Source organism: Parabacteroides sp. KHUB-01, assembly GCF_056640935.1.
On the sequence record NZ_CM153256.1, the window covers coordinates 719328 to 740464 of the forward strand.

The 21137-nt window shown below is 38.6% G+C and carries 14 protein-coding genes; all 14 read right to left on the reverse strand.

Annotation, left to right across the window (positions count from 1 at the left end; all coding sequences use genetic code 11):
• Positions 1-186: 186 nt before the first annotated feature.
• A complete protein-coding gene (locus ACYIAR_RS03355; RefSeq protein WP_480332158.1) occupies positions 187-1428 on the reverse strand; it encodes a ComEC/Rec2 family competence protein in 1242 nt (413 codons plus the stop codon).
• An 86-nt stretch (positions 1429-1514) separates the two neighbouring features.
• A complete protein-coding gene (gene rpe / locus ACYIAR_RS03360; RefSeq protein WP_480332159.1) occupies positions 1515-2165 on the reverse strand; it encodes a ribulose-phosphate 3-epimerase in 651 nt (216 codons plus the stop codon).
• A gap of 86 nt (positions 2166-2251) precedes the next feature.
• Positions 2252-2431: a hypothetical protein gene (locus tag ACYIAR_RS03365; RefSeq protein ID WP_480332160.1), complete on the reverse strand. Its 180-nt coding sequence runs from the start codon at positions 2429-2431 to the stop codon at positions 2252-2254.
• A gap of 76 nt (positions 2432-2507) precedes the next feature.
• Complete coding sequence (locus ACYIAR_RS03370) at positions 2508-3101, reverse strand: RNA polymerase sigma factor (RefSeq protein WP_480332161.1); 594 nt, start codon at positions 3099-3101, stop codon at positions 2508-2510.
• Between the two features lie 205 nt (positions 3102-3306).
• Complete coding sequence (locus ACYIAR_RS03375; RefSeq protein ID WP_480332162.1) at positions 3307-4098, reverse strand: nitrilase-related carbon-nitrogen hydrolase; 792 nt, start codon at positions 4096-4098, stop codon at positions 3307-3309.
• 125 nt (positions 4099-4223) lie between these two features.
• Entirely contained in the window at positions 4224-5825 is a 1602-nt protein-coding gene (locus ACYIAR_RS03380) for an OmpP1/FadL family transporter (protein WP_480332163.1), read from the reverse strand.
• A gap of 43 nt (positions 5826-5868) precedes the next feature.
• On the reverse strand, positions 5869-7182 hold the full coding sequence (locus tag ACYIAR_RS03385; protein ID WP_480332164.1) for a hypothetical protein: 1314 nt from the start codon (positions 7180-7182) through the stop codon (positions 5869-5871).
• A 418-nt stretch (positions 7183-7600) separates the two neighbouring features.
• Positions 7601-9136 (reverse strand): MBOAT family O-acyltransferase, encoded by a 1536-nt coding sequence (locus ACYIAR_RS03390; RefSeq protein ID WP_480332165.1) that lies wholly within the window; start codon positions 9134-9136, stop codon positions 7601-7603.
• Between the two features lie 125 nt (positions 9137-9261).
• Positions 9262-10629 (reverse strand): GDSL-type esterase/lipase family protein, encoded by a 1368-nt coding sequence (locus ACYIAR_RS03395; RefSeq protein WP_480332166.1) that lies wholly within the window; start codon positions 10627-10629, stop codon positions 9262-9264.
• The gene (locus ACYIAR_RS03400; protein ID WP_480332167.1) at positions 10601-12049 is read right to left on the reverse strand and encodes an SGNH/GDSL hydrolase family protein; all 1449 of its coding nucleotides are present in this window, start codon (positions 12047-12049) and stop codon (positions 10601-10603) included. Before ACYIAR_RS03400 ends, ACYIAR_RS03395 begins: the two co-directional genes overlap by 29 nt.
• Before the next feature lie 247 nt (positions 12050-12296).
• The gene (locus ACYIAR_RS03405; protein WP_480332168.1) at positions 12297-13583 is read right to left on the reverse strand and encodes a phosphatidylserine decarboxylase; all 1287 of its coding nucleotides are present in this window, start codon (positions 13581-13583) and stop codon (positions 12297-12299) included.
• Positions 13584-13699: 116 nt separating this feature from the next.
• Entirely contained in the window at positions 13700-15106 is a 1407-nt protein-coding gene (locus tag ACYIAR_RS03410; RefSeq protein WP_480332169.1) for a hypothetical protein, read from the reverse strand.
• Between the two features lie 76 nt (positions 15107-15182).
• Positions 15183-16394 (reverse strand): hypothetical protein, encoded by a 1212-nt coding sequence (locus ACYIAR_RS03415; RefSeq protein WP_480332170.1) that lies wholly within the window; start codon positions 16392-16394, stop codon positions 15183-15185.
• Positions 16395-16407: 13 nt separating this feature from the next.
• On the reverse strand, positions 16408-21063 hold the full coding sequence (locus ACYIAR_RS03420) for a hypothetical protein (protein WP_480332171.1): 4656 nt from the start codon (positions 21061-21063) through the stop codon (positions 16408-16410).
• Positions 21064-21137: the final 74 nt, after the last annotated feature.

Below are 21137 nucleotides of genomic sequence, written 5' to 3' on the forward strand. Positions count from 1 at the left end.
GCACAGTTTTTCTACGCCGACAAAGATACTATATCTTCCGTAAACAGAAAAACTTTATTGTGCGTTATGATAAGCAGTTATTAGCAAATATGGCTTTATTCAAAAAAGACTGCAGTGTTTGAAAAAAATATTCGTAATGTTTCAATCGGAAACTCGCAGTGTTTCCAGACAAACACTGCAGTGTTTTTAACGAAGACATAACAATCCCATTAAGAAAAGAATAAACAGACACGACAGAAGAATTTTATTGTTCTTATATTTTATATAAATCACCAGCAAAGCCAATAATATATATGAAAGAAACAACATCGCTTCATCAAAGACAATCCGGAACTTTGGAACATCTGCAAACATTTCCACAAGTGTAATAATTGTATTTACTGTCCACTCTGTCAGTTCCGAAAGATATGGGACGTATATATTCAATTTATCAGTAGTGACCCATAGCAAACCTAATAGTATCAGACAGGACGACAACCATGATACAGGAACTGACGTGAATATGAAAACCCACGGCACTTCACGGAAATAATACATACATAATGGCATTGTTGCAACTTGAGCTGCAAGCGTAAGGGCTGTTCCGTTCCAAAAAGCGGACAACAAAGGATTTGTAATCCGAATAAAATTCTTAATGCGGGAATAGAAGAACTGAATTGAGAAAACAGCAAGATAACTAAGTTGAAATCCTATGTCGAAAAGAAAAAACGGATTATATAGCAACATAAAGAATGCAGATGCTGCCCAAACATTATAGCCGTCAACATCTCTCCGAATAAGATTGCCAAAGGAAAACAGTGTTATCATCAGGGCTGAACGGACAGTAGGAGAATCTGAACCCGAAACAAATGTAAATCCCCAAACACATAGCATCATTGAAACAAAATCAAGGGCTCGAACAACTCCCATCTTCCCGAACAAAGAAAACAGACGGGATAATATCATATATAAAACTGCTACATGAAATCCACTGACTGAAAGTATATGAACCACACCGGCCGCACTGAAACTGTTCGTCAACTCGCGACTCATGGATTCCCTGTCGCCTAGCACAAGCGTTGCCAAAACTGATCTTTCCTTTTCCTGCACATCAAGATTAGAAAACGAAGCCACGAGATTCTTCCTGACAGTCAAAGCGTAATTTTGCAAATCAGATATTCCTCCTTCCGGCAGAGACAAGAATATATCCATATAAACTATAGATATAAACAGCAGTAACAATGAGAATAATATTCCCCACATAAACCGTGAGTTATAATCCGGACAGGAGTTTTTTCTGAAATAAGAACATAGCAAAACAATGGCAGACGCAAGAAGTAACAAAGCTGCCAATATATATTTTCCATGGAAATATACTGCTATAATTATTCCGGATACAAACAAAAAAAGCGGCCTTGCAAAAGGTCGCTCAATAATTTCTTTAATCATAATCAAGGCTTTTTGGGAAAGCCGGATTGGAAATGAAACGGTATTATTTTCAATTCCAATCCAGACTGTTATGTTATTACATTATATCATAGCGCCTTCATCTCCCGGATAACCTTTTCTGGATCAGGAGAGTTAAACACAAAACTTCCGGCAACCAAAACATCAGCTCCCGCTTCAATAAGTCTTTTTCCTGTTTCCATGTTCACACCGCCGTCAACCTGTATCAGTGTGTCCAAACCTTTACGGTCAATCATCTCACGCAACGCTTTAGTCTTTTCCACCGAATGTTCTATAAAGCGTTGACCGCCATAACCAGGATTAACTGACATAAGAAGAACCATATCCAAATCCTGAATGATATCCTCCAAAAGGCAAACAGGAGTATGAGGATTCAATGTCACTCCTGCTTTCATTCCCGCTTCTTTGATGGCAGAAACCGTTCTATGCAAATGAGTACATGCTTCATAGTGAACATTCATCATATATGCGCCACAGTTGGCAACTTCCTTGACAAACTTGTGAGGCTCAACAATCATCAAATGAACGTCCATAGGCTTGGTGCATACACCTTTCAAAGCAGACAATACAGGAAATCCAAAAGAGATGTTGGGAACAAAAACACCATCCATTATATCCAGATGTAACCAGTCAGCTTCGCTTCGGTTAATCATTTCCACATCTTTCTGCAAATTCAGGAAGTTGGCAGAAAGCAAAGAAGGAGCAATCAAATGTTTCATATTATCTTTATTTTTTGCAAAGGTATGAAATATATTTGAATACTCCTTCTTCCTGATTTAATCAAAATAAAATACAATTAGTTCCATTAGTTAAGCACGAAACCCGATAATTCCGCATCAAACTTATTTTCAGCCTGATATACTCGTGCAAACTGGCGAATAAAATCTAATGTACTCTTGCGAGGTTTTTCATCCAAAGATACATTAACCTCTTTTTTGAAACTCAAATCTTTTTCGTTAATACAATGTGTAGAAATTCCACCCATAGGCAAATGTTTTTAATGTTATTACACAATTAAAACGAAGGTGTATTTCTTTTATTGTATATGCAAGAATAAAAAATCAAAAAACTGAAAGTTCAATTTTATTTTCTTCTGCCATTCTCCTCATATTCAGAAGTGCATATCTCATTCTGCCAAGTGCAGTATTAATACTTACACCTGTAATATCAGCAATTTCCTTGAAACTTAAATCCTGGTAATAGCGCATAACAAGAACTTCACGCTGATTCTCCGGAAGGAATTCAACCAGTTTTCGCACATCCTTCAAAGCCTGTTGGCGAACCATATGGTCTTCGATCGAATCGTCACACAGCTTCATATTGTTGAACAAATCAACTTCAACCTCGTCATTGGAAATTGTATTCTCGATACGTTCCTGACGATAATTATCAATGATTAGATTATGCGCTATTCTCATAATCCAAGCCTTGAATTTTCCACTTTCTGTATAACGATTTTGCTTTATGGTCATAATCACCTTAACAAAGGTTTCCTGAAATATATCTTCAGCCAAATCTTTGTTATGGACAATGAAATTTATATAAGAATAGATTGAACTTTGATATCTGGACAATAGTATATCAAAGGCATTATTATTCCCTTTTGCATAAAGAACGACCAACTCTTCGTCAGTCATCATTCTTAAATTTTCCATTACACTAATATTTTATATTCCGAGTAATGTTTATGCTATAGGCGATAGTTTTTAGAGGTTACACAAATGATTACAGCACAAAAGAACATATTTTATTTGAAATCAACAAATAAAAACAGTCCTTTTTATCAAAAAAGTATAAAAAACAGAAACTTTAATTCTGTTCCATGATATTTATTAAGCCAAACCACTTAAAAGAGTATAATTAATTCAGATTCAGCTCAACGATTTTTATCTCTTCTTTAAAGTCTTCGCATTTTTCAGTTAAATTTCCATCAGGAGCAATCACACAGCTTTCTCCTTTATATACAGTTCCGTTACGATCCTCTCCAACACAGTTCACGGCAACTACGAATGCTTTATTTTCTTTTGCCCTTTCTTTCAATAAATTGTTCCAGTCATCACTTCTTGAAGATGGCCAATTGGCAATATATAGAGCAATATCATAGTTATTTTCATTTCTGCTCCATTCTGGGAAACGAAGGTCATAACATATGAACGTTGCCAAACGAATTGATTTCCATTCCAAAATCAACTTTTCTTCGCCTGGAGAAAAAGCTCCTTTTTTGAAACAATTATGCTTATCGTATATCTTAAAACTTCCATCAGGACTTACTGCAAGCAAGCGATTATAATATTTATTATTTTCCTTGTAAATTGTTGAACCAACAACAAGAGCTCCGCTTTTCTTAGCCCACTTTCTCATATTGGAAATCACATCCTGATAACGTTCAGCAACACTGTCCTTCATATCTCTGGCTTTGATTTTGTCCTTTACTTTCATTTCACAACCAGACGTAAACAATTCTGGGAAAACAATTATATCACATTCTCTGCAAGAAGAAACTCTTTGCTCAAATGATTCGATGTTTGCATCTACATTTCCCAACTCTAATTTTGCCTGAACCAAAGCTATACGTATATTTTTGTCAGAAGAAAAAACATTCATTATTGAAACAACAGAAAAAAACAGAGTTATAAAAATCAATCTTTTCATAAAATCCGTACAAACATTATTATTGAAATATATTCATAAAAAAAGAGACACAGCAACACTGATATCAGTATAACCATGTCTCTATATTTTTATCTAATCCTTTCTAATTTACCTTCCTAGATTTATTAAAACTTATATCCTAAAGTCAACAACAATCTGGTTGTTTTAGTTTTAAGCGAAGCTGGCTGAATATCAACTACAGCCTGACCTTCTTCATCAAAAATAGGAGAGAAAGCATACAAATCTTCTTTTTGTGAACGAAGGACACATGCTAAATCAGCATAGAATCTAGGTGTAAATCTATAACCAATACCTACAGTATAATTAGTAATACCTAAGTCTACATTGTAATGAGGCATTGTTCCTGCCGTTGCCACAGAAACATTATTGTTCTTCAAATCGTTATTCATTCCAGTCTGAGTCCATGAAGCTCCTGCACGGACAGCAAACTGTGGAGTCACCTTCACCTCTGCTCCCACACGAAGTGTATTTGAATTCTTCATGAAATTCTGAATATCTCCGTTTGTATATGTATTCTGATTACCATAATAATCATACATTCTCATTCGCTTATAATTCATAAGCTCGTAGTCAACGCTGACTAAAGCAACCTGTCCTAATATTGCCGCAGCACTGAATGTCCACTTATCCGGTGTACGATATTCATATTTTGAATAAGCTCCAGCAGGTGTATTCGCAGTCCAAACACTGTTTCCGATAGTTGTACTTGCCTCTGTATAATAGAAATCTGTCATTTTATACCATGTAGGTGATGTATAAGCAACACCAAGTCTCAAAAAATTCACAGGATTTACTATAGCACCAATATTAAAACTATAACCTGTTCCATCAGTGTTCAAGCCATTACCACCTTTGTCTGTACCAAGAGTCAAAGTACTGTTATCTGCAAATTTCTCATTATAATATGACAAATAATTATAATTCAAATCCGTTATAGCCACACCAGCGCCAAGCATAAGGAAATTAGATATATTTGCTCCAAATGCAATATTATACTGATCCACCGAACCGCTCTCACGGATATTCATTATTGCTTCTGTAATCTTTGTTGGTACAACGCCTCCTGAGGCATCTTTGGTTGCAAACGGACTGTAGAATGATTTTTTATCCTTATCATATTCTATCATTCCTGAGTTCATGGCTATAATAGACATCCAGTCTCCCACCTCCGGATTTTCATAAGGATTATAGTCATTAGTCTGCCAAAGCTGGTCTCCTGTCCAACCATTCAAATTTGCTCTTACTGCCGCATAATCAGACATTGAATAATCCAAGCCTGAAGTACGTGCTGTATAATCTCTTGAATAATTCTTCAGTCTGTTGTAAGAAAAGCCTACATTCCAGCTTACCAGTCCTTCTTCGTTAGCCGTAGGGAAATATCCGACATACGCTATATTATCAAAATTAACCTTTGTCTTATTCTCAGAACTTGAAGTTCCTATCCAATCAGACTTAGTATTAATCATATTAAGACTAAGTGTCGTTACAACTTCTGAACTTCTGTAAACAGCCAAGCCAGCAGGGTTTATGTTCATAACTGAGACATCACCTCCTAATGCACCAAAAGCTCCACCCATACTTACCGCACGGGCTGTTCCACTTAATTCAGACTGAACATAACGATAAGCATCCATCATACTCTGCGAATAAGCAGTTCCCAAGCAGAATGCCAATGCAGAAAACACTGTTATAACTTTTCTTTTCATCTTGTTTCTTTCTTAATTTGAATGTCGTTTCATTAAAAACGAATTATCTTCTTCCACCACTCATTGAACGTCCGCCACCGCTATAGCTACCAACACTTGAACGTCCACCACCAAAGCTACCGCCACCGCTGCTAAAGCTTGAACGGCTACCTCCGAAATTAGAAGAGTTTGAATAGCTGTTGCGTGATGGCATACTGTAACTTCTTGTTGTAGTTCCAGAATTTGAACGTCCTGTTGAGAAATTACTGCTATTACTGCTTCTACGGCTTGGTGCAACAATTGTACTTGTTCTTGTACGAGATGTTGTTGAACCAACAGATGAACGAGTAGTAGCTCCATTAGCTATAGAACTACGAGAAGATGTTCCAGATACAGAAGATCTACGTCCTGAAGTTGTTGCAGCAGAAGAGCGAAGAGAAGTAGAACTTGTGCTTCGACGAACAGATGCTCCACTAACTGAAGAACGGCTGCTATATCTTGATGAAGAGCCACTGCTTCTCAAAGAAGAACTATATCTGCCAGTACTGCTGCCTGCTCTAGAAGAATAACTTCTTCCTGCAGAACGACCTGTACTACTCATATATGAAGAGCGTCCATTACTATAGTAATGTCCTGGTGTAGAATAAGCCCAACCATAATGGTGATAATGAGGTCCCCAATAACCACCCCAACACCATGACGGACCATACCAGCCACCGTAATACCATGGGTCATACCAACCGCCATACCAGCCGGCATAGAATCCACCCCATCCAAAATGCCATGGTCTGTAATACCATGAAGAATAACTCCACCAAGGTGAATACCATCCTCCATAATACCATGGGTCATACCAACCACCATACCAACTGCTGTACCATGGTGAACCCACATTAATATTCACATTCACATTGGCTCCGTCAGTATCATAGTCATAAGCATAATATCCTTCACTTAAATACAAGTCAACCTGATCTGCTCCGGCAATTGTAAGCTTACTCGGTGAATGGAAACGAACTATTCGTTCTGTATATTCCAAATCAGAACGTCTTTCTTTCTCCTCCTGAGGGTCAACAGCTACAGTTTCTTCCTGTGCAGCCTCATCCTGCATTTCTTCAGCATATACATCATCTGACGAATATCGTCTGTTATATTCATCAACATCACGTTCATCGGCAGACATTGCTTCAACCGGTTCAGAATTGTCTGCCTTTACCGTTTCAACTTTCTTAGCCTTAACTACGTTAGTTTCAACCTTTGACGCTTCTTTCTTTTCCTTAGTAGAATAGTAAATATCATCAAAGAATTCTTCCTGAGCAACAGACGAGAAAGCAAGCATCAGCATCAATGTCAAAGATGTCCATTTCATCGCTCTCATAATTGAATCTCCTTTCCTAATTTTATTCAAATCCCATTGAAAAACTCTCTGGAATTAATATTAATATCCTGACCAAATTCCAGAAAAAACCAACACTTCTTTTTCTGTTTTAGTCATCTACATTTTTTCTCTTATTTACAAATATAATATGAATATTATATCAATAATGCATTTATATATACTTTAATTAGTTTTTGAGTTTGTTAGTTTTTATGTTATTACTTTAAGTTTCACAAGCTCAACTTACAGATAACAAGTTAACAAGGTTTTCAGATGATAAATTGTAAAGTTACAGTTGTTTTTGACCTTGTCAACTTGTCTCTAAAGCCTTGTTGACTTTTAAGTTTAGCAACTTGCGAAAATTGAATTAACTCATATATCTATATGATGCAATTTACAGCTTATACGCTGCATAACATCAAAATTGGAAATATATAAACGGTTGAACTCCCGCACTCTTAAACTGAACTACGATAAATATCAGCACAATCAGCAACAATGCCTGGAATACAAATGGTGCATCAGTAACACACTGACGGACTTTAAACTCATATCTTTTAGGAACAAAATGGAATATATAACCGACAATCATAAGCGCGCATACCCCTTTATACCCTGAAACAAACTGCAGGAATATCTCCGGATGGAAATTTGTACAAATCTGCATCAGCATATCTTTAACTGTCTGAATATTGTTTGCCCTGAAAAATATCCAACCGAATGCCACAAGATGGAAAGTAAACAACACTCCAATTACTCTTCTCCATGGCTTCATCTCCTCTCCTGTCTTCTTAAAACTTGGGAAAACTGACATCACTGCCTTATGTATCGCAAGCGAAACGCCATGCAATCCACCCCATATAATGAAACTTACTGATGCTCCGTGCCACAATCCTCCGAGTAGCATGGTTATCATCAGATTCAGGTAAGTACGTATCTTGCCATGTCTGTTTCCGCCCAATGATATATACAGATAATCTTTCAACCAGCTGGACAATGAGATATGCCATCTTCTCCAGAATTCTGTTATTGTTGCCGACTGATATGGCGAATCAAAGTTTATATTAAATCTGAAACCTAACAGCAAAGCTATACCAATAGCCATATCTGAATAACCGGAGAAATCACAATAAATCTGTAATGTATAGCCATACACACCCATCAGATTCTCCAATCCAGTATATAACAGAGGAGCATCAAACACACGATCCACAAAATTCAGGCTTATATAGTCTGATATCACACATTTCTTGAACAAACCACACAGAACCAGAAACAGACCTTCGCCAAACTCTGCCTTGCTTACAGTCGGATTCTTGTATATCTGCGGAATAAAATCTCTTGCTCTGACAATAGGCCCTGCCACAAGCTGAGGGAAAAATGATACATAAAACAAATAGTCAACCCATCTGTTCAGAGGATTTATACGTCCTCTATATACATCTATCACGTAACTGATACTTTGGAACGTAAAAAACGATATACCAACAGGCAGGAATATATCCAACGGTTCAACAACTATATCTTTCCACACCGGAACATCCAACCAGCTACTTGCCGAGCGCAACAACGAAGCTCCAATATCTCTCAGAAAATTAAAATATTTAAAATAGGCTAGCATCCCCAAATTGACACACAAACTGAGTGTAACCAGCCACTTGCGCACACTAATGGACTCACTCTCCTTTATTGCCCTCGCTATGAGGAAATCAGATGTAGCAGTAAATACCAACAGCCCAAACCAAAGCCCACTACTCTTGTAATAAAAATACAGAGAAAACAAACTCACATACACAATGCGCAGCAATGTATGTTTCCTCAATGGAATATAGAAAAACAAAAATCCTATAAATAGGAAAAAGAATAACCCACTGCTGAACAGCATTGGTGCTGAAGGGTCATATTCCAATATATGTAGTAACTTTTCAAATGAAAGCTGCGATAAATCAAACATCTGTGAAAACTTTTTTATTTATTAATTAATCAGAGACGAGTTGACAAGTTAACAAGGCTACAGGAAAAAGCAATTTCCCCTTGACTCCTTAACTCCTAAAAAAACCTTGTCAACTCGTCCCCTTGTCACCTCGTTCCCTCTCTCAAATAAGAATTCATCATCCCCCTGAACAAAAGCGTTCCCTGCTCTTTATATCCTTCCTTTGTAAAGTGGATTCTATCTCTGCCCATAAGCTTATAATTCAACCATTTTCGGCTTGAATTCCTTCCACCGGTAGCATTGAACAAATCCCAGCAAGCAAGGCTATCTTCACGGGCAACCTTCACAATTGCCTCAGCAACTGCTTCAGTATTCTCATTTCTCTTATAAACTCGTTTCTTATTCACTGTTACTCTCCTGTAACACTCCGGAGGTGTCGTGAGCAACAAAGCAGTTTCCGGCATTTTATCTTTCAGCAATGAAACAAGAGCTCGTATCTGCCCTTCAAATTCCTCAGCTCTGAAATTCCGTCCGAATGATTCATTCGTACCCATAGATACTATTATCAAATCTGGTTTCAACTGTGCAAGTTGCTCCACATAAGCCGTATCTGTATAGTGAACATACATTGCACCATTAACGCCTATTGAATGATACAATATACCCGGATTTCCATTTTCAAGACTTAATCCATAATACACATTTCTGAATGAAGATGCCGGCAAAAGCCTGTCTATTCCTTTCTTTCGTCTTGAACTCTGTAGTTCCAGAGTGTCCGTAAGCGAAGATATAAGGAAAGTATCAGCTACAAGGTTCGCTGCGCACACAGTGTCCGCCGGTCTGTAAGTCACATCAGCCTTTCTATCCCCTGCCGGCAGCATAGGCATTGACTTTCGTCCTCTGTAAAGTATAGCTTTGTTGAATGAATATCCTTTTCCGTTATTAGGAGCAATAATCACATCAAAATTTATCGAAGGAGAAACAGCAGATATACCGAAACCGCCCAAACCAACAGGAGCCTTCCTCCTGCTCTCCCTTTGCGTGCATTTTCCTGACGACCAGTTTCGTATTACCGACGAAATGAAATAGTCCGAAGGCTCATTAGTCCTTCCAAGCTTATATGGGGCAATCCATCCTCGTCCCGCATTTCCAAAAGTCTCATGCATATGGCGCATCATCCTTCCGCTGTAATATCCAGCCTGTATATGCGAATCACCCAAATGAACAATTCTTATTATAGTGTCTTTCCCCTGCCTCAGCGAATCCAGGCCGGAATAAAACCTTTCCAAGCCGAAGTCAAAAGTCAGCGTATCCCTTTCTCCTACAAGCATACCGGGCAACGACAAAGGCAAATCAAGCGTATCTCGGCATACCATAGCCGAATCCGCACGTCCCGTACCTCCCAGTACAACCCTCGGAGCCTTTATTATCTGTTGTGCCCACAAAGTTGTAAATGCCATTGCAATCACAACATATGCAATATGTCTAAAAACCTGCCTCATCCGCTTCATCATAAAATTTCTTTTCCCTCATCAGTGCCTCATACAATATCCGGGCAAGTTCCTTGCCACCACGGAAACTCAAGTGAGTATAGTCCTTGCTTGCCCAGTTATTTTCTACATAGCGCACCATACTGTTCTCGCCCCCCATTGCACCGAACACGTTCCAGAACGTAACACCCATACGTTTTGCCATCTGTCTCTGACCGTGAAGCAAGGCAAGCACCGAAGGCATAGTTTCAAACTTACCGTCAAACTGTCTTCCTCTGTCCGAAACGCCCAACACAAGAACATCAGCAGTAGGATAACAACGGCGTAAGTGCCTTATCGCAATCTCCATTTTCTTCCCATACCAGCCATACTGCAGCACACTGTCGTTAGCCACATTCAGACCGTATTGCAATATGATAAGATCATACGGACGCACCTTGTTCAGTGCCACACTCTGCATCGAATCAACCCTGTTCAATATCAGACCAGAGTTTCCACGCAAAGAATAATTATCCACCACAACCCCTTTGTTGTCCTCGATAGCCACACCAAGAGCCAGAAATCCTCCGTCCACATTTCTGAACGAACAATCCACCGACGAAAACTCTCCTTTCTGTTCAAAGCAAGTAATTTTGTCCGTCTGAGGAAGAACTGTTTCCAGCGTATCAGTTTCACCATTCTTAGCCAACCGCATCACAGTTCCGTTATTCTTCTGATAATACAATTTGAAAGTTCCGGCACTTTTTATCTCCGGATATCTGTCAGATGTCTCCAGTTTCATCGAAGCACCTTCCTCTTCAGGCTCAAACAGCATACCACTGAGAGTATATGCCTGGGTATAGTCCGTCATCATCGACCATGTCTTCCATTTTTCCGACTTCATTTTTATTGTCGGTCGATATTGCGCGGCAACCGATGATGTAGGCACAAAGCCAACACCCCTTCCTCCGAATGTCTGTTGGAGATACGAGCGCAAGTCACCCACAAGTATATCTCCTTCCACAAACGAATCTCCAAGGAAAGCCACACGCACCGGTCTGCTCATAGTATCCCTATTGTTCAAAGCCGAGAAGAATCGTCTCAGCCCCACATGTCCCAAAGAATAGTCCTCTATATTAACGCCCAATGAATCCGCCCCTTCCGTCTGCACCAACACATTATAAAGCGAATCTCTCAACTGCAAAACCGCAGAATCCAAATCTTCATGAATTTCAATTGAATCACGCACATACAATGAGTCCACCTCCACAGTATCTTCCAGCAATTGCCGGCGAAGCGAATCCATAACATTCACTTCCTGTTTCACTCTCAATTCCGACAACAAATCAACTTTTTTTATCTTATAACCGCAAATCTGTTCCGGCAAACAATACATCAGCAACGTAGATACCAATGCCACCAGTAGCAGCAAAAGCAAACGTATAAGATTGTTATCCCTGTTCATCTCTGTCTCTCAGTTTCTTGTTTCTATATCCATCAATTCATAAAATGCATTGACAAAAACGGGCGTAAAGATAGTCATTTTCTTTCAATTTATCTTTGTTTATTCAGAGGTGAGATTCGATAGGTTATAATAGTCTTTGTATAATACAAAAAATACAAAGAGCACAGAATTCAGAGTTTCTCATTATATCTCTATAATTTTCCTCTGTATTTCTGTGCTCTCAGTATTTATCTTATATTATCTTTTTTTATTCAGCAAGTTTACCAATCTCCGTACCCATAAGAATATGCTGCAATCCGCCATTCTCATTAACCGGAGCTGTCAGTTCAAATCCTGCATCTTTCTGGAACACCAGAACAAAATCCGAACCGCCAAACAGGAAATATCCCAGCATATCACCCTTCTTCACCTTGCTGCCAACCTTCAGTTCCGGTTCAAAATTAACTGAAGCGACCTGCGACATACCGATAGGCATCACAGCCACCAAACCATGAGTTTCCGTATCCAGAATCACAAGCCCCCTTGTTTCAATACTCTGCCATCCAGGAACAGAACAATCCACCACATACTGCTGCAATTCAGGCTCCCAAGTAATAGTTCCGCCAAGAGCATCATCACCCGGTATAACTCTGATTTCCTTGATTGTTCCGTCAAGAGGGAAATGATAACGGTGATAATCATTAACATTAAGAAAAGCATGATAGAACGTACCGCCAGCAAAAGCATCACTATACTGGCTGTCCGGCCCAATAAGATTCTTGACAGAATTGAACACACGTGATTTAACTGCAATCTTCTCTGAAGTTACGATATATGATTCATCATCAATCTTCCAAGCCCCCTGAGGTTCGCTGTCACAAGGTGAAGCCACAACCGAGTTATCACCCGGAGAAACTATCGGACGCTGGTCTGCCGACTTAAGTTTACGGCTGAAGAAATCATTGAACGAATGCCAGTTCGACGGGTCCTCATACCATCCCTTAGTCATTCCCAATTCCTCCTGAGCCATCATCAGCTCCTCATATTCCTTATTCCAAGATTCAGACGATGAAAGATAATTGCCCCACGCCTTGCAATATTTCACAAGCCAACTGCGGTAAGGCTCAATATACTGCACCGAATTAGTAAAAAGATTCTCGCCCTCGAGAGATTCCAGAGGCATACAGTTTATGAAATAACAATAACAAAGAGCCTGATACATACGTCCGAAAATAGTAGGCTGACCAGGACATAATATAACATCCCAAGGCATAGCTTTCTGTGAATAGTCCACAAACTCATAATATTCTTCCAACGACTGTGCCGGGTTAGTAGTCTTGTCCGGATTGATTTGTTTACCCTTCTCAATTGCTTCCTCAAGAAGTTCCTTGATTCGGCTGTCATTTTCCACAATATTAATCAGTTCTTGCGTAGTTGCGCTATAACTTGCATACTTATCCTCATTAGCTGAAGAATTTTCCTTGCAAGAAACAGACATTAGCAAAATTGTAATTACAAGCAGAAAACCATAAAGATTCGACAGATAGTGTTTCATATTGTTTTTTGTTTAATTGATTGACATTTAAAATATTTCAGCAAAGGTAACATTTTTATCGGATTTGCGACAACCGATTAAAATCAAAAACAACACTTTTGGCAAATCATACCTAATCAATTAAAATAAATCGTTTCCAACTCTTTCCAATCCGGATTTACGTCAATAACCAAATCTTCCCCCATCGACAAATCAATAGGTTCATCCTCACCATAAGACTGTTCATGATTCTTAGCACCCATAGAATAGAGGTTGTTCCTTGCTATATTGAATGTTATCGGAGTTGCCGGATTTTCTTCCGTTATTACCTCAGGAACTCCAGATTCGCCAGGCAATACCAATGTTCTTGTTTCCGAAAATTCTTCTGCCTGTCGTACCTCAATATTCCAATACTTTAGAATCTCATCATTCTGTCCGACCAACTGCAGCTGGAATGTAGGAATACCCGCATCAGCCTCCTCCTGCGTTATACCCATCGGAACCCAATAGCAACTGTTGAACACAGATCCTTGCAGAACACGTATTATTCCGGCTTCCTCCAGCTCTTCATTGATTTTCCAGTTAGTATCATCACCATCCAGAAAACCGTCACCATTGGCATCCAGAGGCATTCCGTTTTCTCCACCCGGGAACCATTTCCCCAATTCTATATCGTTTGCAACGATAAAAGCATCATTCGTTTCCGAGCCATAATATTTAGTATCATAATCCGTTCTCGGATTGAACCCGTTTATCACTTTCAGCTTACTGAAGTCATTAGGATCATAAAGCGAACGGAAACCACCAAAGATAATAGACTTGTTCACCTTCGGCGTAACCAGACGGATTGCCCTCACAGCTTTACCCCCTATTACTGCCGGAATACGCGTATAATATCCCATCAGACCTGCCACCTGACGACGCAAACGGATAGCCGGAATTTCGGATATCTCCTCATCTTCCGGATTGGCTATAATCTTGCCGTCCTCCACATAAAACGACTGAGCGCCGGCAAATATCTCCGCCACCCCATCACCGTCAGGAACTGTTACCATTTCTGAATTTGGGAATTTATCGCCAAGCGACAAACCTTTGAAAGGCTCATAGCCGCCATAAGTCCCGGAATGAAAACCCACTCCATATGCAATATATTCCACACCTTCCTCAAGCATATCGTCCCCTTCCAGAACCACTTCCGTCTGACGTCCTCTTTTCTCGCCTTTCACATAAGGCACGCTAACCTTGTTTTCCGTATCACTCCAGTTTTTGAATGTTCCCTTATAAACTATTTTCGCCGTTAATGCTCTTTCTATTATTATCACATCCACACGGTCAATTGTTTGCTCCGGCGAGAAACTGTAAATCGGGCGGCTCTGTGATTTGGTTGTTGTCGAGTGCGACGACACCTCGCCCACACTCTCCACTTTTATCAGGAAAGACTGTGATTGCGCTTCCGAAGGATTCACATCCGGCGATATTTCTTTCTTTTCGCAAGATGAAAAAAGGATCAAAGATATAATTACTATATTTATTAGTTTATACATATTTGTCTTGTTTCAAAATTTACCATTTGACTTGTATTTCGCATATTGACAAGAACATCCGGACTATTCCTGATCATTACTGTGCTTCTCCCAATGTCAGAGAGACATCTGCATCCCAGTTTGGATTTACAGTAACTCTAACAATATAATTTTGCATAGTCAATTTATTATAATCTGCATTAATGCGATAATAATTATTCCTTTTAAAACATATTTCATATTCGGAAAAATCAGGAGGTTCCGGGTCTGGATTTTCCCCATCACCATCTCCATCCGGTATTATACCGGTTCCATTTCCATCATCCGGATGAGTAGCTTTCAATATTGAATCACTATTTCTCGGTTGTCCTACTTCACGCACACGCAATAATGTATAATACACCTTATCCAAACCTGCATCATCTTCTTCAGTTATACGCAATGCCAAAGTAGTACATACTGGTAATAAATTAGCTCCAATCATTGAAACAGTAATCTCATCCAAATTATCACTTTCACCCTTTTCCCATGATTTCAAGACAAATCCACCTTGAGGAGTTGATTTCTTTACTAAAGAATATGCTCCAATAAAATCACTATACCACCGTATATGGCTTTCTGTATGCATCGAATCTGCCAACAACTCTATTTTTTTCACTTTAGCCGGAACATTATCTATATTCAACTCTACACCTGCAACACCTCTATACAACCAGCCTGTCAACAATTCATTTTTCTTTCCTTCATCATACCAAAAAACAGTATCACCGCTCTCAAGCACCGGAGTTCCAAAAAACAATTCCGGTGTTTGATAATTTTCAGTATCGCTTAACTTCATCGATGCATCTGTAAACAATTCATTTTCCTTAACAGTAAACAAACCATTTTCATTTGCTGTTGTATTATAAGCCAAGGCTGTTACACGATATTCATAATTTTTCTTTAGACTCACCACTCCTTGAGCCGCATAATATCCACTTGCTTCATCTAAATAAGCTGTTAAATTTTGAGATTTATAATAAGCAAAATCTTCTATCTTGTTACTATAACTCCCCTTTGGGCGAGTATAAATATTTAATCGTACCTGGTCAACAAATACAGGCCTTACTGATTCGGCAGGCTGCATAGGCCTTTCACCATCAGGAATATCAGCAGACTTTGTAGTAAGCGAACCAGCCTGTAACAAATCAAAACTTACAGGAATTTCAAAAGTTTCCTCATTATCAGTTTCTATCTCTGATTTCTGACAAGATATAATACAAGGCAAAAAGACCAGAAGTATTACAGATATATATTTATGATATTGCATAAGCCCAATATTTTTAATTTGCAACCCTCAATTTCATTACTTTTTCATCTCCGTTTTCTGTTATCGCACGAACCACCAGCATACCATTTGGAACATCAAGTTGATAACATTCTGCCAAACCTGATTTCTGTGACACCAAACGTCCGTCTATTGTATAAACATCACAACGTTCCAGCAAATTACTAAAAGAACGGACTTCCAATAATCCGCTTTTACGTAAGTATTGAATGCTTATAACAGACTCTTTTTGCTTTACCATACTTTCATCAACTATACGAAAACGACCAACCTGACTATCCATTTCTGGCAGAATCAGCGAAGTTGTTTCTCCTGCTTTCAAAAGATAAATTCTGTTATTTACCAGATCTTCCAGCACTTTATCACCAACAGACAAAGGCAGACTAACTTGTAAGTTTACTGCTGCTGGATGAGACATACAGAATCCTAAATTTATCTTATCCAAATTGGCTCGCTGCTCTATATCCAAAGCCTTACCTTCATTTTCGACAAACAATGCAACAGCTGGTGAAACTTCATTTTCCAACAATATTTCAGAATCCTCTCCTTCTACAACCTCATCTGATGCAAAATCAGACAAACGGACCAACGCTGTAGAAGATTTTCCTTCAACATCTGCAATCAAAACAATTCTGTCAGAAACTTTTTCCTCTACATTGCTTTTAAGTTTTCCATCAGGTTTGGAAACAAGCATTTCTTCTGTAAAAGTAACTTCACAATACTGACTTACTCCTGCATTATCCTTTTGGACAATAAAAACTGACTGCATAGGCGCAATCACATCTAATCCTGTAGTATTACTTACTAATCCGTCATCTATATCAGCAACTACAGAATTATTAATATTTCCATCATAAACTTTTACAGACGAAATATGAGTATTTATTTTCAAAAACTCAGCTATACTAATATGCGCCATAAATGGATTACCCATCAAATAGGTCTTATTATTAAAGTCATTATTTTTCAACCGTACTTTCAACGGGAAAGGGTTTCCTTCATTTCCCGGATTTTCATAAATAAAACGTCCTATATTATTCTGTATACGACTAATCGATTCTTTCTTTCCTTCTATTGGCTCTCCTTTCTCATTTACATAATTATATGTTTTATGCAATTTAGGGAAACGGAATAAATATGTATCCTCATCTCCTGCCTTTGTATCAGGTCCTTCAGGGTCAACCAAAAGAGAGAAGGCACACAAAAAACTATTATCATTCTGCAAACCAAATAATGTTGCCAAATGATTATATGGCTTTGTCCATCTGGTTTTTTCCGGATAAACAGGTAATGGATTGTTTCCATTCAATGGGCGGTCCAATGCCGTAGTTTCCCATAAACGCTGGTAGATAGTCGGATAAGTGCGATTCTCAGCATAATTACCATCTGTCAAATCCGTGAAATAATTCGGATATACACTTTCCTGTGAGATAAACATATCTCCCGAATACATTTCTTTTAAAGGAGCCGACAACATATAATAACGGTTTGGCGACAGTTCCATTTCCACCCAAGCCTCAGTGTAAGTCAGATAATGGGTTCTGACTACTTCTGTATTGGGCTGGAAGTGGATATAGTTACAACCGTTCATGATAATATTCCCATTTATATCCTTTCCTTCCAAAATCGGATAAACAGACGCATTAGACGGAATTATCACATTCGTACAAGTCCATGGAGAACCTTTATCCCAGTTGCCCCAGTCATTCCAATCCGTACTACCATTATAAGGAGTCCATGTTGTTTCCAAAGGGTGAATAGTAATATGAGGAACATCCGTACTGATATAACTATTCTTATCCTTATCCTTAAAACGAATCATATAATCACCGACCTTCAAGGATAAAGTTAGTGTACGTTTACCGCCAACAACCTCTCCTAAGTAATACTCCTTGCTATATTCTCCATTGATAGAATATCCGGTAGATGCTGTTCTATCATAAGAATAAAACTCACAATAAACTGCTGTTATCTTCTCTATATCATTATTCTTACTTGATATAGTCAATTCTACTGTCTTAGTACCTGTCACATCTACACATTCGTTTATCACATCCGGCTGAACGGAAATCTCCAATTCTTCTTCCGGCTTGATACAGTCTGGAATATCATCACCGTCGGAGTCGAGGCGGGTGTAAGCACCATAAATCTGATCAACACCACCTATATCAACCTTGATTCCACCTAACTTAAGAACCATTCCATCTACATACTTAGGAGTCAGTGAACCAACAGCAGATAATGTAGCTTCTATATATGCTTTATCACCATAACCAATCAAGCGTAAGTCCAAAACACCATTTACATTTTGATCCTTTGCTATCAATGTCTCTCCATTATATAGCTCAACTGTCGTTCTTGCCAATAAAGCAGATAACCCTAATACTCCATCAACGGGTCTGACTATAAAGCCAATCTGTCTCTTTCCTCCGGCCGGTACAACCAACTTCTGATCCAAGCGAATACCTAATGAGAAAAATCCTCCGGGACCGACACTTAGATCAACCAATGTATTCGCTGTCGCATAGTTATACGGATCATTATCAATAACATTTCCCATACCGGTTACAATGGCAGCTACAGAGCCAATAGTATTATCTTCTAGCGAGCCCATACCGGTCTTTTCATGCCAAATAGAAGCCCCGGTTCTATAGTTCAATGTTTCCATACAAACCTCTGCCGGACTAAATCGGCGACAATCTTCACGGTCAGGTTCCCAAAAAGCATAATAAATACGGAAGTTATTACCTAATGAGATACCGGCAACACCTGCATACCAAAGTTCTATATGATCAAACTCTTTATCCGTTGTCATCGTAAAACGAACTTTGTCATGGGCTCCCGCTATCAAATCTAAACCAACAGTCGAATTTTCCCCAGATACACTTTCATCTACTTTTTTCCCATCTTTGTACAATCGGAAATAAAAGAATTTCAATGCATTCAAATTTAATAATGTAGATGAATACTGCATAGTAAACCCAACTCTGATCTTCTCACCTTCTTTCTCTGGTTTAATAGTTTGACCTTCACCCAAAGTTAAAGCAACAATAGGTTTAACATCAGCTACTCCTATCAGAGGTAAATTTACTGTTGCATAATTATTTGGATTATCATCTACCAAATTACTTGCACTTCCATGAAACGAACCACCCACACACAACAAACAACCTTGTCCATCATAAACATTGGTTACATTTGCTCCATAGTTACTTTCTAAAATAAACTGATTACACTGCTCAGCTGTTCTTGTTATCTTTGTAATAGTAACCTTTTGAATATAGGTTTCTTTTTCATTGCCCTCACCAATTGTCAATGTTGCTTCAACTGTGTAACGGCCGTCTTTTATCATTCCATGAATTACACCATCATTGGTTACAGCAAAATCAGGACTTCCTACATCTGTTCCTACCGTTCTGAAAGTTACCTTATCCTTATATTTTTTATTGATATAAAATTGATAACCATCTCCACTGTAAATCGTATCATCAGCTAATGATAAGTAGGCTTCCGGACCAACGGTTACAGGTTTGCGAATATAAGCATAGTGAACAGTTGTTACATCCAATTTTACATTCAATCCACCAAAATCTATACGCAGTTGATGACTTGGTTTAGTTGTTACAAATCGAAGATTATGATGACCACCTCCAATTAATGAAGCTCCTATTAATTCGTGAAATGTAATTGACTCTTGCTTTTTTGATTTAGCATTATAGGTTTCAAGAGATGTACCATTTAATACCCCCAAACTTAATATTCCTGCATTAGAAATACGAAAACCAACTTCATAACCTGCTGGAACTTCCTGATTGAAATTTACAGTTGCACAAGCACCTAAAAGTCCACTCACAAGAGAAAACCAACCGCCATTAGATAAATCAGAGTCGACAATCTTTTCCGAATCATACATCTTTGTCCATCCACTCAACGAACCATCATGAATGTCTGGATTTGTAAAATAAGGGCTATTTTTTACCGCCGGAATCTCTGGATTCTCTCCAACAAAGAAATAATTAATTCTCAAAGGTTCTCCTAAAAGATCCACATCTGCCAAACCTGTATTCAAAAAAGAGACTTCATCAAAGGGCTTCTCTGTCATAACAGAAAGAACTGTTGTAGGATTAGATTCTCCACCAAAACTCAATAGCTCCAAATTCAGCAAACTACCATCTTCTTCTTTAACAGCAATCGTTTCTTGTAGTTCGCCTTTCAAATAAGTTTTTATTACATATCCTTTCAATAAATCTAATCCCAAAAGACCTTTATTCTTCGACTCAAAGACAAATCCGATCTTTTGTCCCCCAGCATACACGCGATTTATATCCTTCACTGACACAAGTTCATTTGCAAACAAATCAGCACCCACTAAACCTATACCAAACGAAGTTGCATTAACCAAATCTTCATCAACCAAATAATCCAAATGCTGTTCTCCAACTGGCAAAAGTGAAACCAATTCTGACATCAGCCTATTCACCACACGTCCTTCCCCCACCAACGGCACCTGCTTATGCACCGTCCATGTTCCATCAGCATTTTGCGTCATCACCGATTCTGGAGAAGTAGACTGGCTCCAAGCCTGGGTGGCTCCCATCACCGCTCCCAGCAGAAACAGCAGACCACTTATAATTATTTTTCTTACAGACATTATCATATTTTCTTTTTATTTCTTATTTAAATACTAATTCAAATATTTCTGAAGCCGGCTGTAGATACTTACTG

Coding starts and splice junctions, on each gene's coding strand:
- ACYIAR_RS03405 (WP_480332168.1), bottom strand. CDS start 13,583: ATGAAACACTATCTGTCGAATCTTTATGGTTTTCTGCTTGTAATTACA.
- ACYIAR_RS03400 (WP_480332167.1), bottom strand. CDS start 12,049: ATGAACAGGGATAACAATCTTATACGTTTGCTTTTGCTGCTACTGGTG.
- ACYIAR_RS03420 (WP_480332171.1), bottom strand. CDS start 21,063: ATGTCTGTAAGAAAAATAATTATAAGTGGTCTGCTGTTTCTGCTGGGA.
- ACYIAR_RS03375 (WP_480332162.1), bottom strand. CDS start 4,098: ATGAAAAGATTGATTTTTATAACTCTGTTTTTTTCTGTTGTTTCAATA.
- ACYIAR_RS03370 (WP_480332161.1), bottom strand. CDS start 3,101: ATGGAAAATTTAAGAATGATGACTGACGAAGAGTTGGTCGTTCTTTAT.
- ACYIAR_RS03390 (WP_480332165.1), bottom strand. CDS start 9,136: ATGTTTGATTTATCGCAGCTTTCATTTGAAAAGTTACTACATATATTG.
- ACYIAR_RS03415 (WP_480332170.1), bottom strand. CDS start 16,394: ATGCAATATCATAAATATATATCTGTAATACTTCTGGTCTTTTTGCCT.
- ACYIAR_RS03380 (WP_480332163.1), bottom strand. CDS start 5,825: ATGAAAAGAAAAGTTATAACAGTGTTTTCTGCATTGGCATTCTGCTTG.
- ACYIAR_RS03385 (WP_480332164.1), bottom strand. CDS start 7,182: ATGAGAGCGATGAAATGGACATCTTTGACATTGATGCTGATGCTTGCT.
- rpe (WP_480332159.1), bottom strand. CDS start 2,165: ATGAAACATTTGATTGCTCCTTCTTTGCTTTCTGCCAACTTCCTGAAT.
- ACYIAR_RS03395 (WP_480332166.1), bottom strand. CDS start 10,629: ATGATGAAGCGGATGAGGCAGGTTTTTAGACATATTGCATATGTTGTG.
- ACYIAR_RS03355 (WP_480332158.1), bottom strand. CDS start 1,428: ATGATTAAAGAAATTATTGAGCGACCTTTTGCAAGGCCGCTTTTTTTG.
- ACYIAR_RS03410 (WP_480332169.1), bottom strand. CDS start 15,106: ATGTATAAACTAATAAATATAGTAATTATATCTTTGATCCTTTTTTCA.
- ACYIAR_RS03365 (WP_480332160.1), bottom strand. CDS start 2,431: ATGGGTGGAATTTCTACACATTGTATTAACGAAAAAGATTTGAGTTTC.